17 protein-coding genes and 1 tRNA gene are annotated in these 19,980 nt (G+C 54.0%); 12 read left to right on the top strand and 6 right to left on the bottom strand.

Annotated elements, in window-relative coordinates; translation table 11 throughout:
* Window positions 1-565: 565 nt before the first annotated feature.
* The 4 genes from HUN04_25315 to HUN04_25300 all read right to left on the bottom strand — a co-directional run bounded on the left by HUN04_25315 (window position 566) and on the right by HUN04_25300 (window position 3,500).
* Complete coding sequence (locus HUN04_25315) at window positions 566-784, bottom strand: hypothetical protein (protein ID WDP92861.1); 219 nt, start codon at window positions 782-784, stop codon at window positions 566-568.
* Window positions 784-1,533 carry an ATP-binding protein gene (locus HUN04_25310; protein WDP92860.1) on the bottom strand — a complete coding sequence of 250 codons (750 nt, stop codon included), beginning with the start codon at window positions 1,531-1,533 and terminating at the stop codon, window positions 784-786. Before HUN04_25310 ends, HUN04_25315 begins: the two co-directional genes overlap by 1 nt.
* Window positions 1,530-2,969 (bottom strand): IS21 family transposase, encoded by a 1,440-nt coding sequence (locus HUN04_25305; protein ID WDP93407.1) that lies wholly within the window; start codon window positions 2,967-2,969, stop codon window positions 1,530-1,532. Before HUN04_25305 ends, HUN04_25310 begins: the two co-directional genes overlap by 4 nt.
* Before the next feature lie 454 nt (window positions 2,970-3,423).
* Window positions 3,424-3,500 (bottom strand) — tRNA-Pro (locus HUN04_25300).
* 428 nt (window positions 3,501-3,928) lie between these two features.
* On the opposite strand from HUN04_25300, the gene HUN04_25295 reads away from it, so the two are divergent.
* From HUN04_25295 to ettA, 12 genes are all read left to right on the top strand, one after another.
* Window positions 3,929-4,432 carry a hydrogenase maturation protease gene (locus HUN04_25295; GenBank protein WDP92859.1) on the top strand — a complete coding sequence of 168 codons (504 nt, stop codon included), beginning with the start codon at window positions 3,929-3,931 and terminating at the stop codon, window positions 4,430-4,432.
* Window positions 4,433-4,467: 35 nt separating this feature from the next.
* Window positions 4,468-7,515, top strand: coding sequence for a CoB--CoM heterodisulfide reductase iron-sulfur subunit A family protein (locus HUN04_25290; protein ID WDP92858.1), 3,048 nt, complete (start codon window positions 4,468-4,470; stop codon window positions 7,513-7,515).
* Between the two features lie 128 nt (window positions 7,516-7,643).
* Window positions 7,644-8,102, top strand: coding sequence for a hydrogenase iron-sulfur subunit (locus HUN04_25285; protein ID WDP92857.1), 459 nt, complete (start codon window positions 7,644-7,646; stop codon window positions 8,100-8,102).
* Window positions 8,093-9,028 carry a methyl viologen-reducing hydrogenase gene (locus HUN04_25280; GenBank protein ID WDP92856.1) on the top strand — a complete coding sequence of 312 codons (936 nt, stop codon included), beginning with the start codon at window positions 8,093-8,095 and terminating at the stop codon, window positions 9,026-9,028. The genes HUN04_25285 and HUN04_25280 overlap by 10 nt, the downstream gene beginning before the upstream one ends.
* A gap of 1 nt (window position 9,029) precedes the next feature.
* The gene (locus HUN04_25275; GenBank protein ID WDP92855.1) at window positions 9,030-10,463 is read left to right on the top strand and encodes a Ni/Fe hydrogenase subunit alpha; all 1,434 of its coding nucleotides are present in this window, start codon (window positions 9,030-9,032) and stop codon (window positions 10,461-10,463) included.
* Between the two features lie 231 nt (window positions 10,464-10,694).
* The gene (locus HUN04_25270) at window positions 10,695-11,870 is read left to right on the top strand and encodes an iron-containing alcohol dehydrogenase (protein WDP92854.1); all 1,176 of its coding nucleotides are present in this window, start codon (window positions 10,695-10,697) and stop codon (window positions 11,868-11,870) included.
* Between the two features lie 48 nt (window positions 11,871-11,918).
* Window positions 11,919-12,785 carry a DMT family transporter gene (locus HUN04_25265; protein WDP92853.1) on the top strand — a complete coding sequence of 289 codons (867 nt, stop codon included), beginning with the start codon at window positions 11,919-11,921 and terminating at the stop codon, window positions 12,783-12,785.
* A 35-nt stretch (window positions 12,786-12,820) separates the two neighbouring features.
* Window positions 12,821-13,177, top strand: a complete 357-nt coding sequence (locus HUN04_25260; protein ID WDP92852.1) for a hypothetical protein — start codon at window positions 12,821-12,823, stop codon at window positions 13,175-13,177.
* An 11-nt stretch (window positions 13,178-13,188) separates the two neighbouring features.
* On the top strand, window positions 13,189-13,728 hold the full coding sequence (locus tag HUN04_25255) for an NUDIX domain-containing protein (protein WDP92851.1): 540 nt from the start codon (window positions 13,189-13,191) through the stop codon (window positions 13,726-13,728).
* A 51-nt stretch (window positions 13,729-13,779) separates the two neighbouring features.
* A complete protein-coding gene (locus tag HUN04_25250) occupies window positions 13,780-15,969 on the top strand; it encodes a DEAD/DEAH box helicase (protein ID WDP92850.1) in 2,190 nt (729 codons plus the stop codon).
* Window positions 15,970-15,993: 24 nt separating this feature from the next.
* Window positions 15,994-16,374 (top strand): RidA family protein, encoded by a 381-nt coding sequence (locus tag HUN04_25245; GenBank protein ID WDP92849.1) that lies wholly within the window; start codon window positions 15,994-15,996, stop codon window positions 16,372-16,374.
* Between the two features lie 40 nt (window positions 16,375-16,414).
* Window positions 16,415-18,097 carry an energy-dependent translational throttle protein EttA gene (gene ettA, locus HUN04_25240; GenBank protein WDP92848.1) on the top strand — a complete coding sequence of 561 codons (1,683 nt, stop codon included), beginning with the start codon at window positions 16,415-16,417 and terminating at the stop codon, window positions 18,095-18,097.
* A gap of 94 nt (window positions 18,098-18,191) precedes the next feature.
* On the opposite strand, the gene HUN04_25235 is transcribed toward ettA, so the two are convergent.
* Together HUN04_25235 and HUN04_25230 are read right to left on the bottom strand one after the other, a co-directional pair.
* A complete protein-coding gene (locus tag HUN04_25235; protein WDP92847.1) occupies window positions 18,192-18,863 on the bottom strand; it encodes a hypothetical protein in 672 nt (223 codons plus the stop codon).
* A 16-nt stretch (window positions 18,864-18,879) separates the two neighbouring features.
* Complete coding sequence (locus HUN04_25230; protein WDP92846.1) at window positions 18,880-19,836, bottom strand: tetratricopeptide repeat protein; 957 nt, start codon at window positions 19,834-19,836, stop codon at window positions 18,880-18,882.
* Window positions 19,837-19,980 lie beyond the last annotated feature (144 nt).

Genomic DNA, 19,980 nt, shown 5'->3' with positions numbered 1-19,980 from the left:
AAACTCTCTTTAAGTTGCCTCACACAGGATTGCCAAGCAAACAACTCCTACACAATAATGCAAGATACATACCTCAATCAAAAACAAACCATAAAACATCTATATTTATTATGAATAATTCACACTCCACCACATAGAACAACATCTCACTTCTATGACATATATTTCATAATAGTAGCAAATTTTGTAATACACTTAATATAGGCCACACCAGACTAAGAATCGGAAAGTAACGTTTTGCCTTTAGCCGATTATCCATTGATCAACGACAAATATTTTTTTCCTTCAACGACAATTAAAACTCCCGTTCCCCAACCTGCGTAACCATTTAATTTCATTAAAAAATACTTGCAAAACAATTCTGATTATGTTTTTTAAGACCATCCTTCCGGAGGATAAGGCTATGCTGGAGAGCAACCTGAGCGCCGAGAAGGTGACTGAAGTATGAGGGGCCGTATTTTCCACGTACGGCCTTTCGCTTTTTGCTCTCATACTTTGGTCTATAATGCGCTAAACTCCGGGGGTTTGGGGGCTGGCCCCCATTATAATCCGGTAAAAAGTCCTTTTAATTACCATCACAAAACCCGGTTCTTCCATGGGTTAAGCCCTCTATCGATAGTATCCGTCCGATAGTGCTTGCTGACGGCATTGGTTCAATATTTTCCGCTTCCATCTCCTTGCTGATAGCACCGGCACCGCAGTTCAGGCCTCGATTGTATAAATCCAGTCGGATCATTTTAATAATCTCAACAATCTCCTGCCTGGTATATCTGGTCTCGATCATTATTCGGCCTCCATTTTAGCCTGTTCCATGCGATAGCTTTCCACATTCAATTCAAGGATGATACTGTGATGAACGAGTCTGTCGATGGCTGCTGCCGTTGTCATAGGGTCCTTAAAAATCTGTTCCCACTTAGAGAACGGAAGATTGCTCGTGATCATCAGGCTGCCCTGTTCATACCGTTCCGCCAAAAAGGTAAACAGCACTTCCATTTCTCCCCGGCTTTGTTGGACATACCCAATGTCATCTATAATCACAGCATCAAACCTGGAGAGGGATTTGAGTTTTTTGGTTAGCTCAAGATCCCTTTTGGCAATCAGCAGATCCTGGACGAGCTGACTGCATGAGATAAAAAGAACCTGCTTACCCTTTGCAATTAATTCATGGCCAATGGCACAGAGCAGATGGGTTTTCCCGCTACCCGGATTACCAAAGGCCAGGATGTTTTCACAGCGCTCTAAAAAAGCGCCGTTGACCAGGACACTTAAATGATTGGCAACCTTTAAGGGGAGGCGCTTTTTATCAAAATTCTCAAATGTCTTGGAAGATGGCAACTTGGATGCCCTCAGGTTACGTGATATCCGGTTCTGCCAGCGGACTTCGCATTCGAGACTCAACAATTGTAAGAGGTACTTTTCATATCCCCATGCCTCCGCCCTGGCCTGATCCGCCATTTCTTCATAACTGCGGCGCATGGTCGGCATATGGAGGCTTTTAAGATTGGTGTCTATCTGATCCCGATCATTGATCATGCCGCCACCCCCTTGAGCAATTGGTCATAACGAGTCAAATCAACTGCCTGGATATGAACATCATCCGGCCTGCTGACAGAGGCGTTGGACTCAATAAGGCGTTTAACAGCCTCTTTGCTGATTTCCTGATCCTCGTTTATTAGAACCATCAGGGCGCTGTCTACTGCCACCTCGCTTGTCTTTGCTGCCAGGTATAATATTTTCAGATACCTTGCTGCTGAGCTTTTAACGGTATAACGCTTTCTTAAATGATCGTAGGCAATCCGGAACCGGCTGGTGGGGAACATGGCATTACGATAACGATAATTTTCAAATGCCCCCGGTTTTTTGACCAGGCTGTCAATGATATGCCGGTAATTGATTTTATATTTGCCCTCACCCCGCAACCTTGGCAAAGTATCGACCTTTCTCTGGCCGTACCAGACCTCCAGGCATTCCATGTAGAGGCGGACCTGGATATTTTCTCCTATGAGCCTGCTGTCTACAGAGTAAACGTTGTGATTGACCCGAATGGTACTGCTGGGACCAACCTTTAAATCCATCTTTTTACATGCATCAAGCCGGCGTTTGGGCAACCGGTGTAGGAGATCCAGTTCTTGTGTAAACCGTTTCCTACGACCGGCATTTAGCTGTGCGAACAGTTTGGCCAGGAACAAGTCATATTCTTCCCGGTCTTTAAAATCCCGGTGTCCTCTCAGCATCAGGGCCTGGTCAACGGCTTTTTTGAACCGATAATTGCGCTGCTCCACGTCTCCATTTTCATTGGGGCTGGCAGGGTTAGTTTTGCAAGGAATGATACCGTAATGGTCAACAAGATCCTGATACCTGCTGGTGAACTCCTCAGGGTGACTTACCTTGTTAACAGCGGATGTCAGACAATCGGTGCGATGTTGCTGCGGCACACCACCAAGTTCCCATAGGGCATTTTGCAGGCCCTGGCTCAGGCTTTCGAAACTCTCTGAAAAACAGACTGTACCTGTCTCCCAATTGGAATAGGTCAAAACAAAATGGTAGATCAGGTGGTCAAAAGGGACGCCGCCTATAGTGACGCCCAGTTTATCCATGTGGGTGAAGTCTGACTGGCATAATTCGCCAGGCTTATGAATTTGAGCAAAAAAGATTTCTTTGGGCGGCCCCTCTGTAGCACGCCATTGCTTTATTCTCCGTTGCAGGGTCCGTAATTGTCCATCGGCGAACCGGCCGGGGTGTCTGCGTTGCAAATCCTCAAACAGTGTCTTGGCCTCCAGACCTGGATTTATGGTCAACATGCCTTTGATACCATCCCAGGTCTCCTCAAACGGATCTTTGCGTGTGCGCCATGTATGATCCGTTTTGAGTTCACTCGGCAACTTCCCGTGTTCACGGTACTTTCGAGCTGTTTTTTCATCCATTCCAGCTTTCATTGCTGCTATCCCGAAACTCTTCTCTGACTGAATCAACTTGAACAACCTCCTCACTTGCTGGTCCGTTACCATCCAAATCTCTCCTTCTGTTCAATTTGGATGTTTCTACCATTTTTTTTGATTCTTAAATTTCGGGAATTTTAATTGTCGTTTGGCGGGAATTATAAATGACGCTGATCAATCCATTTTACATGGCTATCATTTTTCCATAAACGCCCCCCCAATTAATATAAATAAATATAGCCGCTAAGAATAAAGCAATAAAGACTCAAACAAAAAATTCAAGCAATTTACAGGGAAGCCTTTTGAGGACCTTATGATTTCAATAAGGTTGAGCACCAATGGAATATACTTAGATGGATTGATTGGTATTCGCAATGGTGCGAGGAAATCTATTTTTATAAATCTACTGCTGGAATTGAAATGAATGTCGCAATAACAAAAAAGGCCCTTGGCTGAATCAGCCAAGGGCCTTTGTATTTTCGGGTGGTCGGGACGGCAAGATTTGAACTTGCGACCACTTGTCCCCCAGACAAGTGCGCTACCAGACTGCGCTACGCCCCGAACAAGACAGACGGGGTTTTACCACTTTCACTTTTGCATGTCAATAAAGAAATTTTAAACTAAATAAATTTAGTTTGAACTCGAAAATAATCTTTGCGTATCGTTCAATTTTTTTGATGCAAAATTTAAAAAAAAGTTCACAACTATTTTTCTCAGGTTACGATGGTCTTTTTTTTAAAAAAAATTTTTCTCCCATCATGGTTTTCAAAACCTAAACGCTGTTTTTATATATTATTACAGAAAGTTAAATTTCCCATCAAAATCGTAGGGTTTTCGTCCTTTCGTATAGACAGCCCCTTGACTTCTCAAAAAATACCTGCTAAGGCTTTGGCTTTTTCTTAAAGAAAAAAAGAGATAAGCAGTAAGTATAATTGAATAGCGATTGCTATTTTTAATAAATTAAATTTATGAAGTTTTGGAAGAATTTAATGACTGCACAAGTCTATAATAAGCAATATTTAGTTTTCGGTTGTGGCAACACGCTGTTCGGCAACGATGGTTTTGGCCCTGAAGTTGTCAACGAGATCAATGCGAGCCACACCTTTCCGGATTCTGTCCTGGTTCTGGATGCCGGCACCGGCATCCGGGACCTTATCTTTGATCTGCTGCTGGTGGACACCCCCCCGGAGCTGATCGTTGTCATAGATGCCGTGACGGTGGAAGGCCGCCGGCAGGGAGAAGTCTTTGAAATCGACATTACAAACGTCCCCAGGGAAAAACTGGCGGACTTCTCTCTTCATCAGTCCCCCTCCTCCAACCTGCTCCAGCAGCTTGCCGATCGGGGAACCCGTATCGAAGTTATTGCCATGAATACAGAATCTATTCCCAATGAAATTTGTCCCGGACTCTGTCCGGCGGCCAAAGAGGCTGTAAAGGAGGCCGCAGCCCTGACCTTGGAGAAATTAAAAAGCCGAAATGCTTTTAATTCATAAAAAACATATTAATCTTTTAAGCAAGAGAGGTGTGTATGGCAAGACAACCAAAAGGCTCCGTGCTCATGGCAGGGGGCGGAATTGCCGGTATCCAGGCAGCCCTGGATATGGCGGATTCAGGATTCTACGTTTACCTTGTGGAGAAAAGCTCGGGGATCGGGGGGGCCATGTCCCAGCTGGACAAGACCTTCCCCACCAACGACTGCGCCATGTGAATCATCTCACCCAAATTGGTTGAGTGCGGTCGGCACTTGAATATTGAGCTATTGACCCTCTCCGAGATCGAGGCTGTTAAAGGCGAGCTTGGAGACTTCACAGTAACGGTAAAGAAAAATCCCAGATACGTAGACGAAGAAAAATGTATCGCCTGCGGCCTGTGTGCTGAAAAATGTCCCAAAAAGGTGGATGACCTTTACAATGCGGGACTCAACAAGCGGAAAGCCGCTTACATCAAATACGGTCAAACCGTTCCCCTCAAATACGCCATTGACCCGGAAAACTGCATCAAACTCACCAAGGGGAAATGCGGTGTCTGCGCCAAAGTCTGTCCCACCGGCGCCATCAATCACGAAATGAAAACCGAGTACATCGACATCAATGTCGGCGCCCTCATCCTTGCCCCGGGCTTTGAACCCTTCTCCCCCAAGGGCATTGACTATTACGGATACGACACCATCCCCGACGTGGTCACCAGTCTTGAATACGAGCGGATGCTCTCCGCCTCCGGCCCCTTCATGGGCCACCTTAAAGCCTCCAACGGCCAGGAGCCCAAAAATATTGCATGGATCCAATGCGTAGGCTCCCGGAACAACAACTGCGGGGACAACGGATACTGCTCTTCTGTATGCTGTATGTACGCCATCAAGCAGGCGGTGATGACCCAGTCCCACATGGCAGACGGCAACGGGGAACAGTCCATCTTCTATATGGACATCCGGACCCCGGGCAAGGAATACGAGCGGTATTACGAAAGCGCCCGGGACGGAGGGGTTTCCTTTGTAAGGGCCCGTCCCCATACCCTGCTGGCAGGTCCCGGCGGCCAGGGCGTCACCATGAACTGGGTGGATGAAAAAGGCCAGACCCAGGAATCCTTCTTTGACATGGTGGTACTCTCCATCGGCCTTCAGGCACCCAGCGACGCCAAAGCCCTGGCCCAGACCTGCGACATTGAGCTGGACGATTACGGGTTTGCCAAAACCACCAGCTTTGATCCCTCCAAAACCACCCGTGACGGCATCTATGTCACCGGCAGTTTCCAGAGCCCCAAAGCCATTCCCCAGTCCGTTGCCATCGCCTCCACGGCAGCTGCCCGTGCCAAGGCGGCCCTGGCAGAGGCCCGGGGCACCCAGACCGTTGAAAAACGCTTTGTGGAAGAATTCGACATCTCAGGCCAGGAACGGCGCATCGGCGTTTTTGTCTGCTCCTGCGGCACCAATATCGCCTCGGTGGTAGATGTAAACGCCGTGGCTGAATACGCCAAAGCCCTGCCCCATGTCGTCCATGTGGAAAACAACCTGTTCACCTGTTCTTCGGACACCCAGGACATGATCGCCCAGACCATTAAAGATCATAGCCTCAATGCCGTGGTGGTGGCGGCCTGCACCCCCAGAACCCACGAGCCCCTGTTCCAGGAGACCCTCCAGAGCACCGGGCTGAACAAGTATATGGTGGAAATGGCCAATATCCGGAACATGAACGCCTGGGTCCATCCCAATGAACCTGAAAAGGCAACGGCCAAGGCCAAGGAACAGGTCAAAATGGCCGTGGCCAAGGTCATCCGGAACTATCCCCTCCAGGATATCAATGTGAACATCACCCCCAGGGCCCTGGTGGTGGGCGGCGGCCTCTCCGGCATGAGTGCGGCCCGGAACCTGGCCAACCAGGGGTATGAAACCATCCTGGTTGAAAAGGACGACCACCTCGGCGGCCAGGCCAACACCCTGCTCCAGACCTGGAAGGGCGAGGATGTGCCCGCCGCCGCCAGGGAGCTGGCCGATGCGGTAATGGCCCATGAAAAGATCCAGGTCAAGACCTCAACAAAACTCACTGCCGTATCCGGATTTGTGGGCAGCTTCACCGGTGAACTCACCTGCAACGGCGAGACCGAAGACATTGAATTCGGTGCCTGTGTCATCGCCACCGGTGCCCATGAGTACAAGCCTGCCGAGTACCTATATAAAGAGGATGACCGGGTGATGACCACCATGGACCTCAATGCCCGGATGCAGGCGGACCCCGGATTTGCGGACACCCTCAACTCCGTGGCCTTTATCCAGTGCGTGGGCTCCAGGAACCAGGAACATCCCTATTGCTCACGGGTATGCTGCACCCAGTCCATCAAAAAGGCCGTGCGCTTCAAAAAAGCCAACCCGGGGATGGATGTATTCATCCTCTACCGAGACATCCGGACCTATGCGGATAAGGAGGCCCTCTACCAGGAGGCCCGGAACCTGGGTGTGATCTTCATCAAATACACCCGGGATTCAAAACCGGTTGTGGAAAATACCGGCGGAGAACTGGCCGTCACCGTATTTGACCCTGTCCTCCAGATGAAGGTGCAGATCAACCCCGACGCCCTGGTCCTGGCTTCGGCCATTGTTCCCAATGCCACTTCGGGCTTTGTGGACCTGTTCAAATGTTCAGTCAATGCCGACGGATTCCTCATGGAGGCCCATCCCAAGCTGAAACCGGTGGATTCCACCGTGGACGGGGTTTTTCTGGCCGGCATGTGCCATTATCCAAAACCCGTTGACGAGGCCGTGGCCCAGGGCCGGGCCGCCGCATCCAGGGCTTCGGTGATCCTGTCCAAAAAGACCCTGAAGCTGGACGCCATCAAGTCCGCGGTCACCCATAACTGCGACGGCTGCGCCCTGTGCGTGGACATCTGCCCATACAACGCCATCGAGCTTGTGGAATTCAAGGGAGAGGACGGCAAGCGCCACCGCAGGATCAAAACCCAGGAAGCCCTGTGCAAGGGATGCGGTATCTGCGCGGCCACCTGCCCCAAAGAAGGGGTGGTGGTCAACGGATTTACCATCGGGCAGCTTCGCGCCCAAGTGGATGCCATCCTTGAAAAGGCCTGATGAATACCCCTTTGTGTACTTCGTGGTTCACGTACCCCCATATTATTTGCCACGAAGTACACAAAGGTCACCCAAATTCATAAATGAATGATAATATGCGCAAAAGCGTTTAAGGAGAATTATATATCATGCTTGATACCTTTGAACCGACCATCATCGGATTTCTCTGCAACTGGTGTTCCTATGCCGGCGGCGACCTGGCCGGCGTCTCCCGACTTGAATATCCCTCCAACATGAAGGCCATCCGGGTCATGTGCACCGGCATGGTCCATCCGGACCTGGTGCTGGACGCCCTGAAAAAGGGGGCGGACGGCATCATGGTTATGGGTTGACATCCCGGTGAATGTCATTACCAGGATGGTAATCATAAAGCAAAATCACGTATCTCCGTTGTCAAACTCCTGCTCCAGGATGCCGGCATCAACCCGGAACGGGTCACCATCGAATGGGTATCCGGTGCCGAAGGCCCCAGGTTTGCCGAGAAGGTAACCGAGTTCACCAACAAAATAAAAGCCCTTGGTCCCAATGGGTTTACCACCCGGGAAAAGGATCTTGAAGGGTTAAAGGAGGTGGTCACATGCCGGTAAAAGTATCCAGTGACTGGCTCAATTCCTGTTCAGGATGCGAGATTGCCATACTCAACCTGGGAGAGACCCTGCTGGATCTTCTGCCCCAGATTGAGTTCGTTCACATCCCCGTTCTCATGGACCACAAGCACCTGGGCCAGCTGGGGGACAAAAAGGAAATCGATCTTCCCAAGGCCACGGTGGGCCTGCTCTCCGGCGGCATCCGCAACGAGGAGCACCTGGAGGTGGCCAGGGAAATGCGCAAAAAATGCGACATCATCATCGCCCTGGGCACCTGTGCCACCCACGGCGGCATCCCGGCGCTGATCAACGCCTACACCAACCGGGAACTATTGGACTATTACTACACCACGGACAGCACAGACCCCGGGGCCCGAGTGCCGGACAAGGGCATCTCTCCCCTTCTGGAACGCTGCTATGCCCTGGATGAAAAAATCGACGTGGACATCTACCTGCCCGGCTGCCCCCCCCACCCCGACCAGATTGCCGCGGCCATTCTGGCCCTGCTCAACGGGGAGACCCCGGAGTTGCCCTTCAGGTCGGTCTGCGACACCTGCCCGGCCATCAGAAAGGGGAAAGGGTCTGTCACCGCCATTAAACGGTTCACGGACAAACCCGATTTTGACCCGGACCAGCCCATCGACCAGATGCGCTGCCTGTTGGAGCAGGGGTATCTCTGCGCCGGCCCCGTCACCCGAGCCGGCTGTGCCGGAGCCAACGGCGAAGCCCCCAGATGCATTTCCGCCCGGGTTCCCTGCCGGGGCTGCTACGGCCCGGTAAGGCAGGAGGGCAACCAGCTGCTGGACATGCTCAACGCCCTGGCATCCAACGGCATCGACATTGACAATATTCCGGACCGGGACAACCTGCTCCGGTTCTCTGGGGCCCACAACCGTCTGGTCCCCCATAGCAAAGGAGGCATTTAAATTGGGAAAAACCATTAATATACAGCCGCTGTCCCGGATCGAGGGGCACGCAAATGTAGAGATAAAGCTCAACGACCAGGGGGAGGTGGCCTCGGCCATCACCCATTTCAACTCCATCAGGGGGTTTGAAAAATACGTCCAGGGCAAACCTGCCGAAGAGGTCACCCGCATCGTCACCCGGATCTGCGGCATCTGCCCCTGGCACCACCACCTCTCCTCCACCAAAGCCGTGGATGCCTGTTTCAGCGCAGAGGTGGCCCCGGCCGGCCATATGCTCAGGGAATGCATGCAGAACATGGCCCACATCAATGACAAAATCCTGCATTTTTATTTCCTGGCCGCCCCGGACTTTGTCCTTGGCCCGGACGCCGATTACAAGGTCAGGAACGTCATCGGCATTGCCCAGGCCGCCCCGGACCTGGCCAGACAGGTCATCAAAATGCGCCAGCTGGGACAGATGATGATGGAAAAATTCGCCGGCAAGGTGATCCATCCCATTGCAGCCGTGCCCGGCGGTTTTGCCAAACCCATGTCCGACAGCCAGAGAAAAGAACTGGTGGAGGACACCAAAGAATTATTGGAATTTGCCAAGTTCTCCATGGCCCATGCCAAGGAAAACATCTTCCCCAACTACCTGGAAGAGGTCACCACCCTGGGCACCATTACCACCGGCTTCATCGGCACGGTGGAAGATGACGGGGCCCTGAATTTCTACGACGGCAAGATCCGCCTCATGCGGCCCGACGGCAGCTTTGATGATTTCGAAGACACCGACTACCTGGATTACATCGGCGAACATGTGGTGGACACCTCCTACGGCAAGTTCCCCTATGCCAAGTCCTGGGACGAAGGCTTCTCCATGGATCTGGCCGCCCCCAAGGGCATCTACCGGTCCAACTGCCTGGCCCGGCTCAACGCCTGTGACTATATTTCCACGCCCCTGGCCCAGGCCGAGCTGGAAGAATTCAGAAATCAGTTCGGCCGCCCGGCCCAGCACACCCTGCTCTACCACTGGGCACGGCTCATCGAACTGGTCTACGCCTGTGAAAAAACCCTGGAACTGCTTTCCGACACCGCCATCTGCGGGAAGGAGACCCGGTTCGAGGTCACCCCCAAGGCCGGCCGGGGCGTCGGTCATGTGGAAGCCCCCAGGGGGACCCTGATCCATGACTACACCACCGACGAAAACGGGCTCATTGAAAAGGCCAATATGATCGTGGGCACCACCCACAACCTGGCCCCCATCTCCATGAGCGTGGAGCAGTCGGCAAAACTGCTGATCAAAGACGGCCATGTGGACGAAACCATCCTCAACAAGGTTGAAATGTCAGTCCGGGCCTACGACCCCTGAGTATCCTGTGCCACACACCGCCTGGACGGCGCCAAAGCAATTGACATTAAAGTTGTTGATGCAAACGGAAACAGAATCAACTAATCCGGATCAACGTACCGGATTAAACTAAGACCAAAGGCGGGGGCCATCCCCCGCCTTTTTTTTATACCTTATATATAGGGTGCCATTTATTTCTTGCCAACCGGCCCCCAAAAAAGCAGAATGAAAAAACGACCGGATGACAGCGGGCTGAATTCGTAAAGGAGCCATGGAAAAAGGAGCGGGAGTATGGTATAGCGGCTCCATCACAATAGATGAAATAAGGATTTTTCCATGAAACCATATGATTTTTTCTCCCCCCGTCGCCTGGTCTTCGGGCCCGGCCGTATCCGCCTGTTGCCCGGTCTGGCCGCGGCCTTTGGCAAAAAACTGATCCTCGTGACCGGAAAAACCTCCTTTTTGGATTCCCCGGAATGGGACACCCTGGAAAAAGGATTTGCAGAACAAAAAATTAACGTCAACCATGTCACGGTATCAGGCGAGCCCTCCCCCGATGACATTGATCCCGTGGTCCGCCGGTACAGCGACCGGGGAATTGAACTGGTGGTCGCCGTGGGGGGCGGCAGTGCCCTGGACGCCGGGAAATCCATTTCAGCCATGATGGGCCAGGACTGCCCTGTGACCGATTATCTGGATGACATTGGCAAGGGTCCGCATCCCGGGAGTAAACTGCCATTTATCGCCGTCCCCACCACCTCGGGCACCGGCAGCGAGGCCACCAAAAACGCCGTCGTCAGCCGGCCCGGTCCCAAAGGCTTTAAAAAATCCCTGCGGCATGACAATTTTATTCCGGACATCGCCCTGGTGGACCCGGCCCTGACCCTGGCCTGCCCCCCCGAAATTACGGCGGCCTGCGGCCTGGATGCCCTGACCCAATTGATTGAGGCCTATGTATCCGTCAACGCCTCTCCCATGACCGACGCCCTGTGCATCTCGGGGCTCAACGGATTCGGCAACGCCCTGGAAACAGCGGTTAAAAAAAATCCCAAAGACCTGGATGCCAGAACCCGCCTCAGCTATGGGGCTTATCTTTCGGGGCTGGCCCTGGCCAATGCCGGCCTGGGCACGGTCCACGGCTTTGCCTCGGTGATCGGCGGATTATGCCGGATGTCCCACGGCAATGTCTGCGGCACCCTGCTGGCCGAAACCACCCGGGCCACCATGGATATTCTCAGGGAAAACGAAAAGGGCCGGCCGGCCCTGGAAAAATACGCCAACACCGCCCGGCTGCTGGGCCTGGCCCCATCCTCACAAAACCATGATGATGCCTGCCGCAGCCTGGTCGAGGGCCTGTACCGCTGGACGGAAATCTTCAAAATACCCGGGCTCTCCGCCGCCGGCATCACAGAGGAAAATCTCATGGGCATTGCCGGGGCCGCAGGCCAGAAAAACAATCCGGCCCCCCTTCCCCGGGAGACCTGCCGCCGGGTCCTTGAAGCCCGGCTGTGAACAGGCTGCGGATAATATGAGATGCCCTGAACAATAAAGGACACCCCCATGGAAAAAACAAGCCCCTTCCCCCTTGCGCCGCGCATAGCAGGCCCCTTGTTTATGATAGGGGCGGCGCTCCTTTTCACCCTCATGTCCGTACTGGTCAAGCTGCTGCCCGGAACATATTCAGTATGGCATATCGGTTTTGTCCGCTTTTCCGGGGGACTGGTGCTCATCCTTCTCCTGTTTTCAAACAAGGGGAATCCCTTTAAGGGGCATAATATCCCCTTGCTCATTTTCAGGGGATGCACCGGCACCATGGCTTTTTTAACCGTGGTGGCGGCCATGCGCATCCTGCCTTTGTCAACGGCATCCATCCTGTTTTATTGCTACCCGGTGTTTGCCGCTTTTTTTGGATTCATGGTATACAGGGAACGGATTAACACCGGCCAGTTATTGTGCATGGTCTCCCTGGTGGCAGGGGTGGGGGTGCTCTTTGATTTCGGGATCACCGGCAGTATGTTCGGCCAGGCCATGGCCGTTGCCAGCGCCCTGTTTGCCGGATTCACCGTTACCCTGATCCGGTCCCTCAGGGAACACAACGGGGTGGTGGTGATCTATCTTTATTTTTGTGCGGCAGGCACCGTGGTGACCCTTTTTCCCTGCATTGCGGACCCGGTCCTCCCGGCAACGCCCATGGAATGGATCATGCTTGGAACCATCGCTGTTTCCTCATTGGGGGCCCAGCTCATGATGAACCAGGGGTTCTTTTTCTGCAGGGGATTTGAGGGTGGGGTATATATGTCCACGGAAACCGTCTTCACCGCCATGGTCGGCATATTCATGCTAAATGATCCGGTATCCTGGCAGTTTTTCCTGGGCGCCTTCCTCATCCTGGGATCAGGCCTGGCCCTTAACCGGTTCTCAAGCTGAACCGTCCGGTTAAAAACCGGTCAGAGGAGAGAAAGATGATCACATCCTATGCATTCGGAAAAATGGAAATTAACGGAAAGACCTTCAGCTCAGACCTGATCATCTTTCCCGGCGGAGGAATCAGGGACAATTGGTACCGCCAATCCGGCCATCTCCTCACCCTGGAAGACCTGTCTGAACTAACAGCGGCCCGGCCAAAACTGATCATTGCCGGCACCGGTGCCTACGGGCGGATGACCCTGGCCCCGGGCCTGATCCGGGCCCTTGCACAACTGGGAACAGAAATCCGGGCAATGGAAACCGCTGCCGCCGTCAGCCTCTACAACCAGATAATTAAAGAAAGCAAAGGGTCAGGAAGAAGCACGACTGCCTGCTTTCACCTGACCTGCTGAACCGGATGCAGATGAAAACAAACCCCAATATCCACAAATTTAAATTCTGTCCCGGCTGCGGCAGGAAGACGCTGACCCCGGACGGCATCAAGGCCTTTGAATGCCCCGTCTGCGGATTCCAATTTTTTCTCAACTGCGCCGCCGCAGCCATGGCACTGATCACAGATGAACAGGGGCGCCTCCTTGTCACCCGGCGCGGCAGGGAACCGGCCAGGGGGAGCCTGGATCTGCCCGGGGGATTTGCCGAACCCGGGGAAGGCATTGAGGACTGCCTGGTCAGAGAGGTCAAAGAGGAATTGAACCTCACCGTGACCACACGGACCTTTTTTGCCTCCTTCCCCAACACCTATCCCTACCGGGGGGTGGACTATTTCATCACCGACATGGCCTTTATCTGCAGCGTGGACAGCTTTGAGGACATCAGGGCCATGGATGATGTGGCCCGATTCTCATTCATCTCCCTTCCGGATCTTAAACCGGAAAAATTCGGCATGGCATCGGCCAGGAAAACCGTTGAATCCTTTGTAAATTTTCAGCACATCCTTTCTTGATTTTGCTGATCCATATTGCTTATTCCGTTAATTTGTGGTTTAACCGGGACCATGAAAAAGAAAGATTACCGCTCTCCACGGAGACCTTCACAAAAAAAAACGGGCAACAATTCCAATCGCCAATCCGACCGCAGGGATGAAAGTAAAAGGGCCAGGCGCCCCAAGCTTCAGCCCGGTGTGGACAAGGGGCTGAAAAAAACCTTCGGACAGATCGGCATCCCGGAAAAGCTGCCCTTTACCCCGGATCCCTTTCAGCTGAAGGCCGTTGCGGCCATTGAAACCTCCGACTGCCTGGTAACGGCTCCCACGGGCGCCGGCAAAACCTGGATCGCCGAACAGGCGGCCAGAACCGTCCTGGAAAAAGGCGGCAAAGTCTGGTACGCCACCCCCCTCAAGGCCCTGACCAACTCCATCCATGCCGGATTTTCAAAAATCTTTGGCAAGGAACACGTGGGCATCCTCACCGGGGACATCAAGGAAAACACCGGTGCGGAGATTATCATCGGCACCACGGAGATATTGAGAAACCAGCTTTACGACGCCATGTACACCGGGGAAAACATGGCCTGCGACCTGATCATCCTGGACGAAGCCCATTACCTGGGGGACGCCGAGCGGGGGGTGGTCTGGGAAGAAATCATGATATACCTGCCCGTACGCATCCCGCTGCTCCTGCTGTCGGCCACCATCGGCAATCCCGACCAGATCGCGGGCTGGCTGGCCGAAATCCGGGGCAAACCCTGTGAAATCATCGAAAACAAGGAGCGGCCCGTACCCCTTCACCCGGTGTTTTTCCACCCCTCGGGCACCCTCTTTCCCCTGCTTGAAAAAGAGGAGGGACGCAGGCGCCCCAGGCTGCACAAAAAGGTTTATAAGTTTGTCAACGCCCGGCGCCGCCCCATGCTGGCCCCGCCGGGAAAACTGCCCAGATTTGCTGACGTCCTGGAGGTCATGGCCCATTTCGACCTGCTGCCCGCCATCTTCTTTTTAAAATCCAGGATGGAATGCGACCAGGCGGTGAAACTGTGCAGCGGCAAATTATTGAAAAGAGACCCGGAACGGAAACAGCGGCTGCTGGACCGGCTGGATGAACTGACCCGGGACAATCCCCATCTGGCCAATCACCCCCAGCGCAGATACCTGGAGGAAACCGGCGCCGCCGGCCACCATTCCGGCCACCTGCCCGCCTGGAAGGTGGTGGTGGAGACCCTCATGGCCGAGGGGCTGCTGGATGCCATGTTCGCCACCTCCACCGTGGCGGCCGGGGTGAATTTTCCGGCCCGCACCGTGGTCATCCTCAACTCCGACCGGTTCAACGGCAGGGATTTTCTGTCGCTCACCCCCAGCGAATTCCAGCAGATGGCAGGGCGTGCCGGCCGCCGGGGCATGGATAAGATCGGCTTCGGCATGGTTCTGCCGGGCAAATTCATGGACCTCCCCCTCATCGCCAAACTGGTGAACGCCCCTCCCCTGAATGTGGATTCCCAGCTTAAAATTGATTTTTCCATGGTGCTCAACCTGCTCCTCTCCCACACCCCGGACCAGATCAAAACCCTGCTGGAAAAATCCTTTGCCTCCTACCTTATTGCCGCAGGCAACGAAACCGGCCAAAGCGGTAAAAAGGCCAGAAAAAAATACGGGTATGAGATGGAACACCTCTGGCTGGACTTCATCGACCATATGAATTTCCTCATCCAGGAAGGATTTGTTACCCCCGAGGACAAAAAACCGGCCGCCCTCACCGAGGACGGAATTTGGGCGTCCAAGCTGCGCATCGATTCCCCCCTTCTGGTGGCCCAGAGCCTGAGGGACAACCTGATGCCGGAACAGGACCCGGCCCTGCTGGCGGCCATCATGGGCTCCTTTGTCAATGAAAAGGAGTTCAAGGACGATCCCCTCTACCAGGCGGCCCTGCCCAAGCGGCTCAAGGAAACCTTTATGAATATCCGGCGGGGCCTTAAACCCTTTGCCATCACCATGCTCAAAGCCGGCTTTCCGGCTCCCAACCTCTATATCCAGCCGGCCATCCTCCTCAATGCATGGGCCCACGACACCCCCTGGGACGAACTCATGCAGGGGTCGGACTATGCCGAAGGGGATTTTGCCCGGCTGATCCTGAGAACGGCTGAAAACCTGCGGCAGATGACCAAACTCACCGAGGATTTCCCGGTCATCGCCAAAACCGCCCGGGAAGCCATTGACATGATCCTCAAGGAACCGGTAGTAACACAGTATAATTAAAAATTCACATATAAGGAATCACCTATGAAATCCATTGTATCCGATAAAGCACCGGCCGCCGTCGGCCCCTATTCCCACGCCGTAATCCACGGCGGCATGGTCTATTGCTCCGGACAGATCCCCCTGGATCCGGCCACCATGGCACTCAAGGGTAGCACCATTGAAGAACAGACCGCCCAGTCCATGGCCAATCTGAAAACCGTGCTTGAAGAATGCGGTTCCGGCCTTGACCGCATCGTAAAAGCCACTATATTCCTGGATTCAATGGAAGATTTTGCAGGGATGAACGGGGTATATGAGGCGGCCCTGGAAGGCCACAAACCGGCCCGTTCCGCCTTTGAAGTGGGCCGGCTGCCCAAGGACGCCCTGGTGGAAATTGAATGTATTGCCGCCCTGAACGAATAAAAAGGACGACATGCCCGGCTGCCCGGGCCAAGGAGTAATAATGAGCGAAGATACTAAAAAAGTTATTTATTCAATGATCAACGTGAGCAAATTCCACGGCAAACGCCAGGTGCTCAAGGATATTTCCCTCTCCTATTTCTACGGGGCCAAAATCGGGGTGCTGGGGCTCAACGGCTCGGGTAAATCCTCCCTGCTGAAAATCCTGGCCGGGATAGACAAGGAGCACACCGGGGAGACCATCCTCACCAAGGGCTTTACCGTGGGCTACCTGGAGCAGGAGCCCCTGGTGGATTCGGACAAAACCGTCCGAGAAGTCGTGGAAGAAGGGGTCCAGGAGACCGTGGACCTGCTCAACGAATATGAGCAGATTTCGGAAAAATTCGCCGAGCCCATGTCCGACGACGAGATGGACGGTCTGATCCAGCGCCAGGGACAGCTTCAGGAAAAGCTGGACCACATGGATGCCTGGGACCTGGATTCCCGGCTGAAAATGGCCATGGACGCCCTGCGCTGCCCCCCCGGCGACACCAAGGTATCGGTGGTTTCCGGCGGTGAAAAACGGAGGGTGGCGCTGTGCCGCCTGCTGCTCCAGAAGCCGGACATCCTCCTTCTGGACGAGCCCACCAACCATCTGGACGCCGAGTCCGTGGCCTGGCTGGAGATGCATTTAAGCCGGTTCGAAGGCACCATCATCGCCGTTACCCATGACAGGTATTTTCTGGACAATGTGGCCGGATGGATACTGGAACTGGACCGGGGCGAAGGCATCCCCTGGAAGGGCAACTACTCTTCCTGGCTGGAACAGAAGCAGCGGCGCCTGGCCACGGAGCAGAAGAGCGAAAGCAAGCGCCAGCAGACCCTGGCCCGGGAGCTGGACTGGATCAATATGTCCCCCAAGGGCAAACGGAGCAAGTCCAAGGCCAGGATAAAGGCCTATGAAGAGCTGCTGAAAAAAGACGTCAAACAGCAGGAACAGGAGATGGAGATCTTTATTCCCCCCGGGCCCCGGCTGGGTTCCAAGGTCATTGTGGCGGAAAAGGTCTCCAAGGCATTTGAGGACAAACTGCTGGTGGACGATATGAACTTCGTCATCCCCGCCGGCGCCATCATCGGTGTGGTCGGCCCCAACGGCGCCGGTAAAACCACCCTGTTCAAGATGATCACGGGCAAGGAAACACCGGATCAGGGCTCCATTGAACTGGGCCAGAGCGTCAAACTGGCCTATGTGGACCAGGAGCGGGATACCCTGGATCCTGAAAAGACCATCTACGAGGTGATTTCAGGGGGCAGCGACAAACTGCTCATCGGCGGCCGGGAAATCAACGCCCGGGCCTATGTGGGCAAGTTCAACTTTTCCGGTTCCGACCAGCAGAAAAAGGTCAAGGACATCTCCGGCGGCGAGCGCAACCGGGTTCACATGGCCACCATGCTTCAGCAGGAAGCCAACCTCCTGCTGCTTGACGAACCCACCAACGATCTGGACGTGAACACCATGCGGGCCCTGGAAGAGGCCCTGGAAAGCTTTGCCGGCTGCGCCGTGGTCATCAGCCATGACCGCTGGTTCCTGGACCGCATCGCCACCCACATCCTGGCCTTTGAAGGGGACAGCCAGACCCTCTTCTTTGAAGGTTCCTACTCGGACTACGAAAAGGACCGCAAAAAACGGCTGGGCATCAAGGAAAACCAGCCCACCCGCATCAAATACCGGCAGCTGACCCGTTAGGCGACAGGCCGTCGAAAATAGATGAGGCACAGGGAATTTACTTCCTGTGCCTCTTTTATTTCGCTCTTTTCTTCAGGCGCCTTCTAACCGGCCCCTATTTTTTTCCATTTCCGCCGCCGTTTCCGCCTCCTTTGCCTCCGCCTTTACCGTTGCTGCCGCCTTTGCCGGATGATCCTTTGCCCGAGGTGCCTTTGCCGGCATTCCCTTTTCCGGAACTTGCCCCCCGGCCATCCCCTTTTGCACCATGTCCCTTGGACAGGCCGCCCTGGACATCCCTTGCAGTGGCCTGGCTGAATTCATTTGCATGCGTGGCTTTATGGTGGCCCAGCCCCAGGTTCCCGGGATGGATGCCAAGTGAATGGGCGATCTGGCCCCAGCCCATGCCATCGTCCCGCATGGCTGCGATCTCGCCCGCCGGTACCCCGCCGAGGTTATCCTCGGCCGCGGCCAGCCGGTCAAGGGCCAGGTCCCTGGCTGCAACTGCCGCGGCATAGGCGTCTGGATCCTGGTCCGCATCAATGGCTCCCAGGGCGCTTTCGGCGTCCGCCACATCATTCTGGGCCGTGTCGTAGTCGGCCTGGGCCTTATCGGCGCTGACCGCGGCCAGGTTTTCCGCCCGGTCAACCTGGGCCTGGCTGGTCAGGGCCGGAGAATCGTCATCCCCGGTTGGTTCCTCAGCCGCAGCAGGGCCCGCCCAAACCAGAGAGCAGGCCATTGCCAATAATAGTATACACATCCTTGCCTTTAATCCTGTATAATATGCCATGGGCACCTCCTTGTTTCTATACAGCCGTGATGAACCTGACGGACTCATCCAGGTCATACCTTTTTTTATTCAGTTTAATCTTTTCCGCCTGATCGAACCAGCTGGCCTTCAACATTGCCGGATCAATCCCCGGATATTGTTCCAAGAGATATGCCTTGATTTTTTTAGCCTTTTTCTCGGCCAGGGAGGGATTGTTCTTCTGGTAGGCAACGATGTGAATGACCAGATTCCTGTCCTGATCCAGAATTTTTCCCAGGCGGTTTAAAGAAAAGCGGGCCTCTTGGGTCAGGTCCAGAGAAAAGGGGGTGAACTCAACGGCATGCATGGCAAGGGTGCGGACACCGATCAAATAATTCCGAAAGGCAAAATCCCCGGCATGGTTCAGATGCCTTACCGCACTGACAGCCATGGCCCCCTCCCAATACTGTTCCAGGTAGATTTTCCACCCGCTTCTGGCTTCGCCGGAGCGGCCCAGTATATCCAGGATCAACGCCCTGTTGTACAGGGCAGATGCCTCCTGGGGCCGTTTTCCCAGCACCTGGCCGTAATTGGACAGGGCCGCTTTGTATTGCTTTCTTTCCAGCTGGGTATGGGCCAGGTAAAGCCTTGCATTGACATGGGCGGGATTGATTTTAAGCGCCGCCTCATAGCTCTGCCATTCCGCTTTTTTCGCTTTATTGGCGCCGTAGGCCACCCCCTGCCAGAAAAGGTAATCCGGATTGTAAGGATCAAGTTTCACCGCTTCATTGATATGCTTCAGTCCTTTTTTAACTTGGTTGTCGCCCAGGCAGTACCGGGCCATGTAGTAGTGGTTTTCAGGGGAATCGGGCTGTTCTGCCAGCGCTTGCTCAAAGGTTTTAATGCCGGTTTTATACGCCCTGCCGGCCAGATAATACTCCCCTGTGACGATATTCTTTACAACACAGGAGGTCAGCAGCAGGCAGATGCCGATGGCCAAAGAGATATGTCTCATCGAAATTCCCCCTCCCGACCCCAGGGCGACTGTTACATGCCGGTTGCCCTGGCCGGAATTCGCATTCTTAACTGTGTGATGGTTTATATTACTTTGCCAAAAATTACCTCAATCATCAACCCATTTAAAAGGAACTGCAGGCGT

The sequence above is a fragment of the Desulfobacter sp. genome (assembly GCA_028768525.1).
GTDB lineage: Bacteria > Desulfobacterota > Desulfobacteria > Desulfobacterales > Desulfobacteraceae > Desulfobacter.
Note: the sequence above shows the minus strand (reverse complement) of the source record. Positions and strands in the feature narration are given on the sequence as shown.

What these genes read in the sequence shown, in the direction of transcription:
- HUN04_25315 (WDP92861.1), bottom strand. Translation starts at nt 784, where the DNA reads ATGATCGAGACCAGATATACCAGGCAGGAGATTGTTGAGATTATTAAA.
- HUN04_25310 (WDP92860.1), bottom strand. Translation starts at nt 1,533, where the DNA reads ATGATCAATGATCGGGATCAGATAGACACCAATCTTAAAAGCCTCCAT.
- HUN04_25295 (WDP92859.1), top strand. Translation starts at nt 3,929, where the DNA reads ATGACTGCACAAGTCTATAATAAGCAATATTTAGTTTTCGGTTGTGGC.
- HUN04_25280 (WDP92856.1), top strand. Translation starts at nt 8,093, where the DNA reads ATGCCGGTAAAAGTATCCAGTGACTGGCTCAATTCCTGTTCAGGATGC.
- HUN04_25270 (WDP92854.1), top strand. Translation starts at nt 10,695, where the DNA reads ATGAAACCATATGATTTTTTCTCCCCCCGTCGCCTGGTCTTCGGGCCC.
- HUN04_25265 (WDP92853.1), top strand. Translation starts at nt 11,919, where the DNA reads ATGGAAAAAACAAGCCCCTTCCCCCTTGCGCCGCGCATAGCAGGCCCC.
- HUN04_25260 (WDP92852.1), top strand. Translation starts at nt 12,821, where the DNA reads ATGATCACATCCTATGCATTCGGAAAAATGGAAATTAACGGAAAGACC.
- HUN04_25255 (WDP92851.1), top strand. Translation starts at nt 13,189, where the DNA reads ATGAAAACAAACCCCAATATCCACAAATTTAAATTCTGTCCCGGCTGC.
- HUN04_25250 (WDP92850.1), top strand. Translation starts at nt 13,780, where the DNA reads ATGAAAAAGAAAGATTACCGCTCTCCACGGAGACCTTCACAAAAAAAA.
- HUN04_25245 (WDP92849.1), top strand. Translation starts at nt 15,994, where the DNA reads ATGAAATCCATTGTATCCGATAAAGCACCGGCCGCCGTCGGCCCCTAT.
- ettA (WDP92848.1), top strand. Translation starts at nt 16,415, where the DNA reads ATGAGCGAAGATACTAAAAAAGTTATTTATTCAATGATCAACGTGAGC.
- HUN04_25235 (WDP92847.1), bottom strand. Translation starts at nt 18,863, where the DNA reads ATGGCATATTATACAGGATTAAAGGCAAGGATGTGTATACTATTATTG.
- HUN04_25230 (WDP92846.1), bottom strand. Translation starts at nt 19,836, where the DNA reads ATGAGACATATCTCTTTGGCCATCGGCATCTGCCTGCTGCTGACCTCC.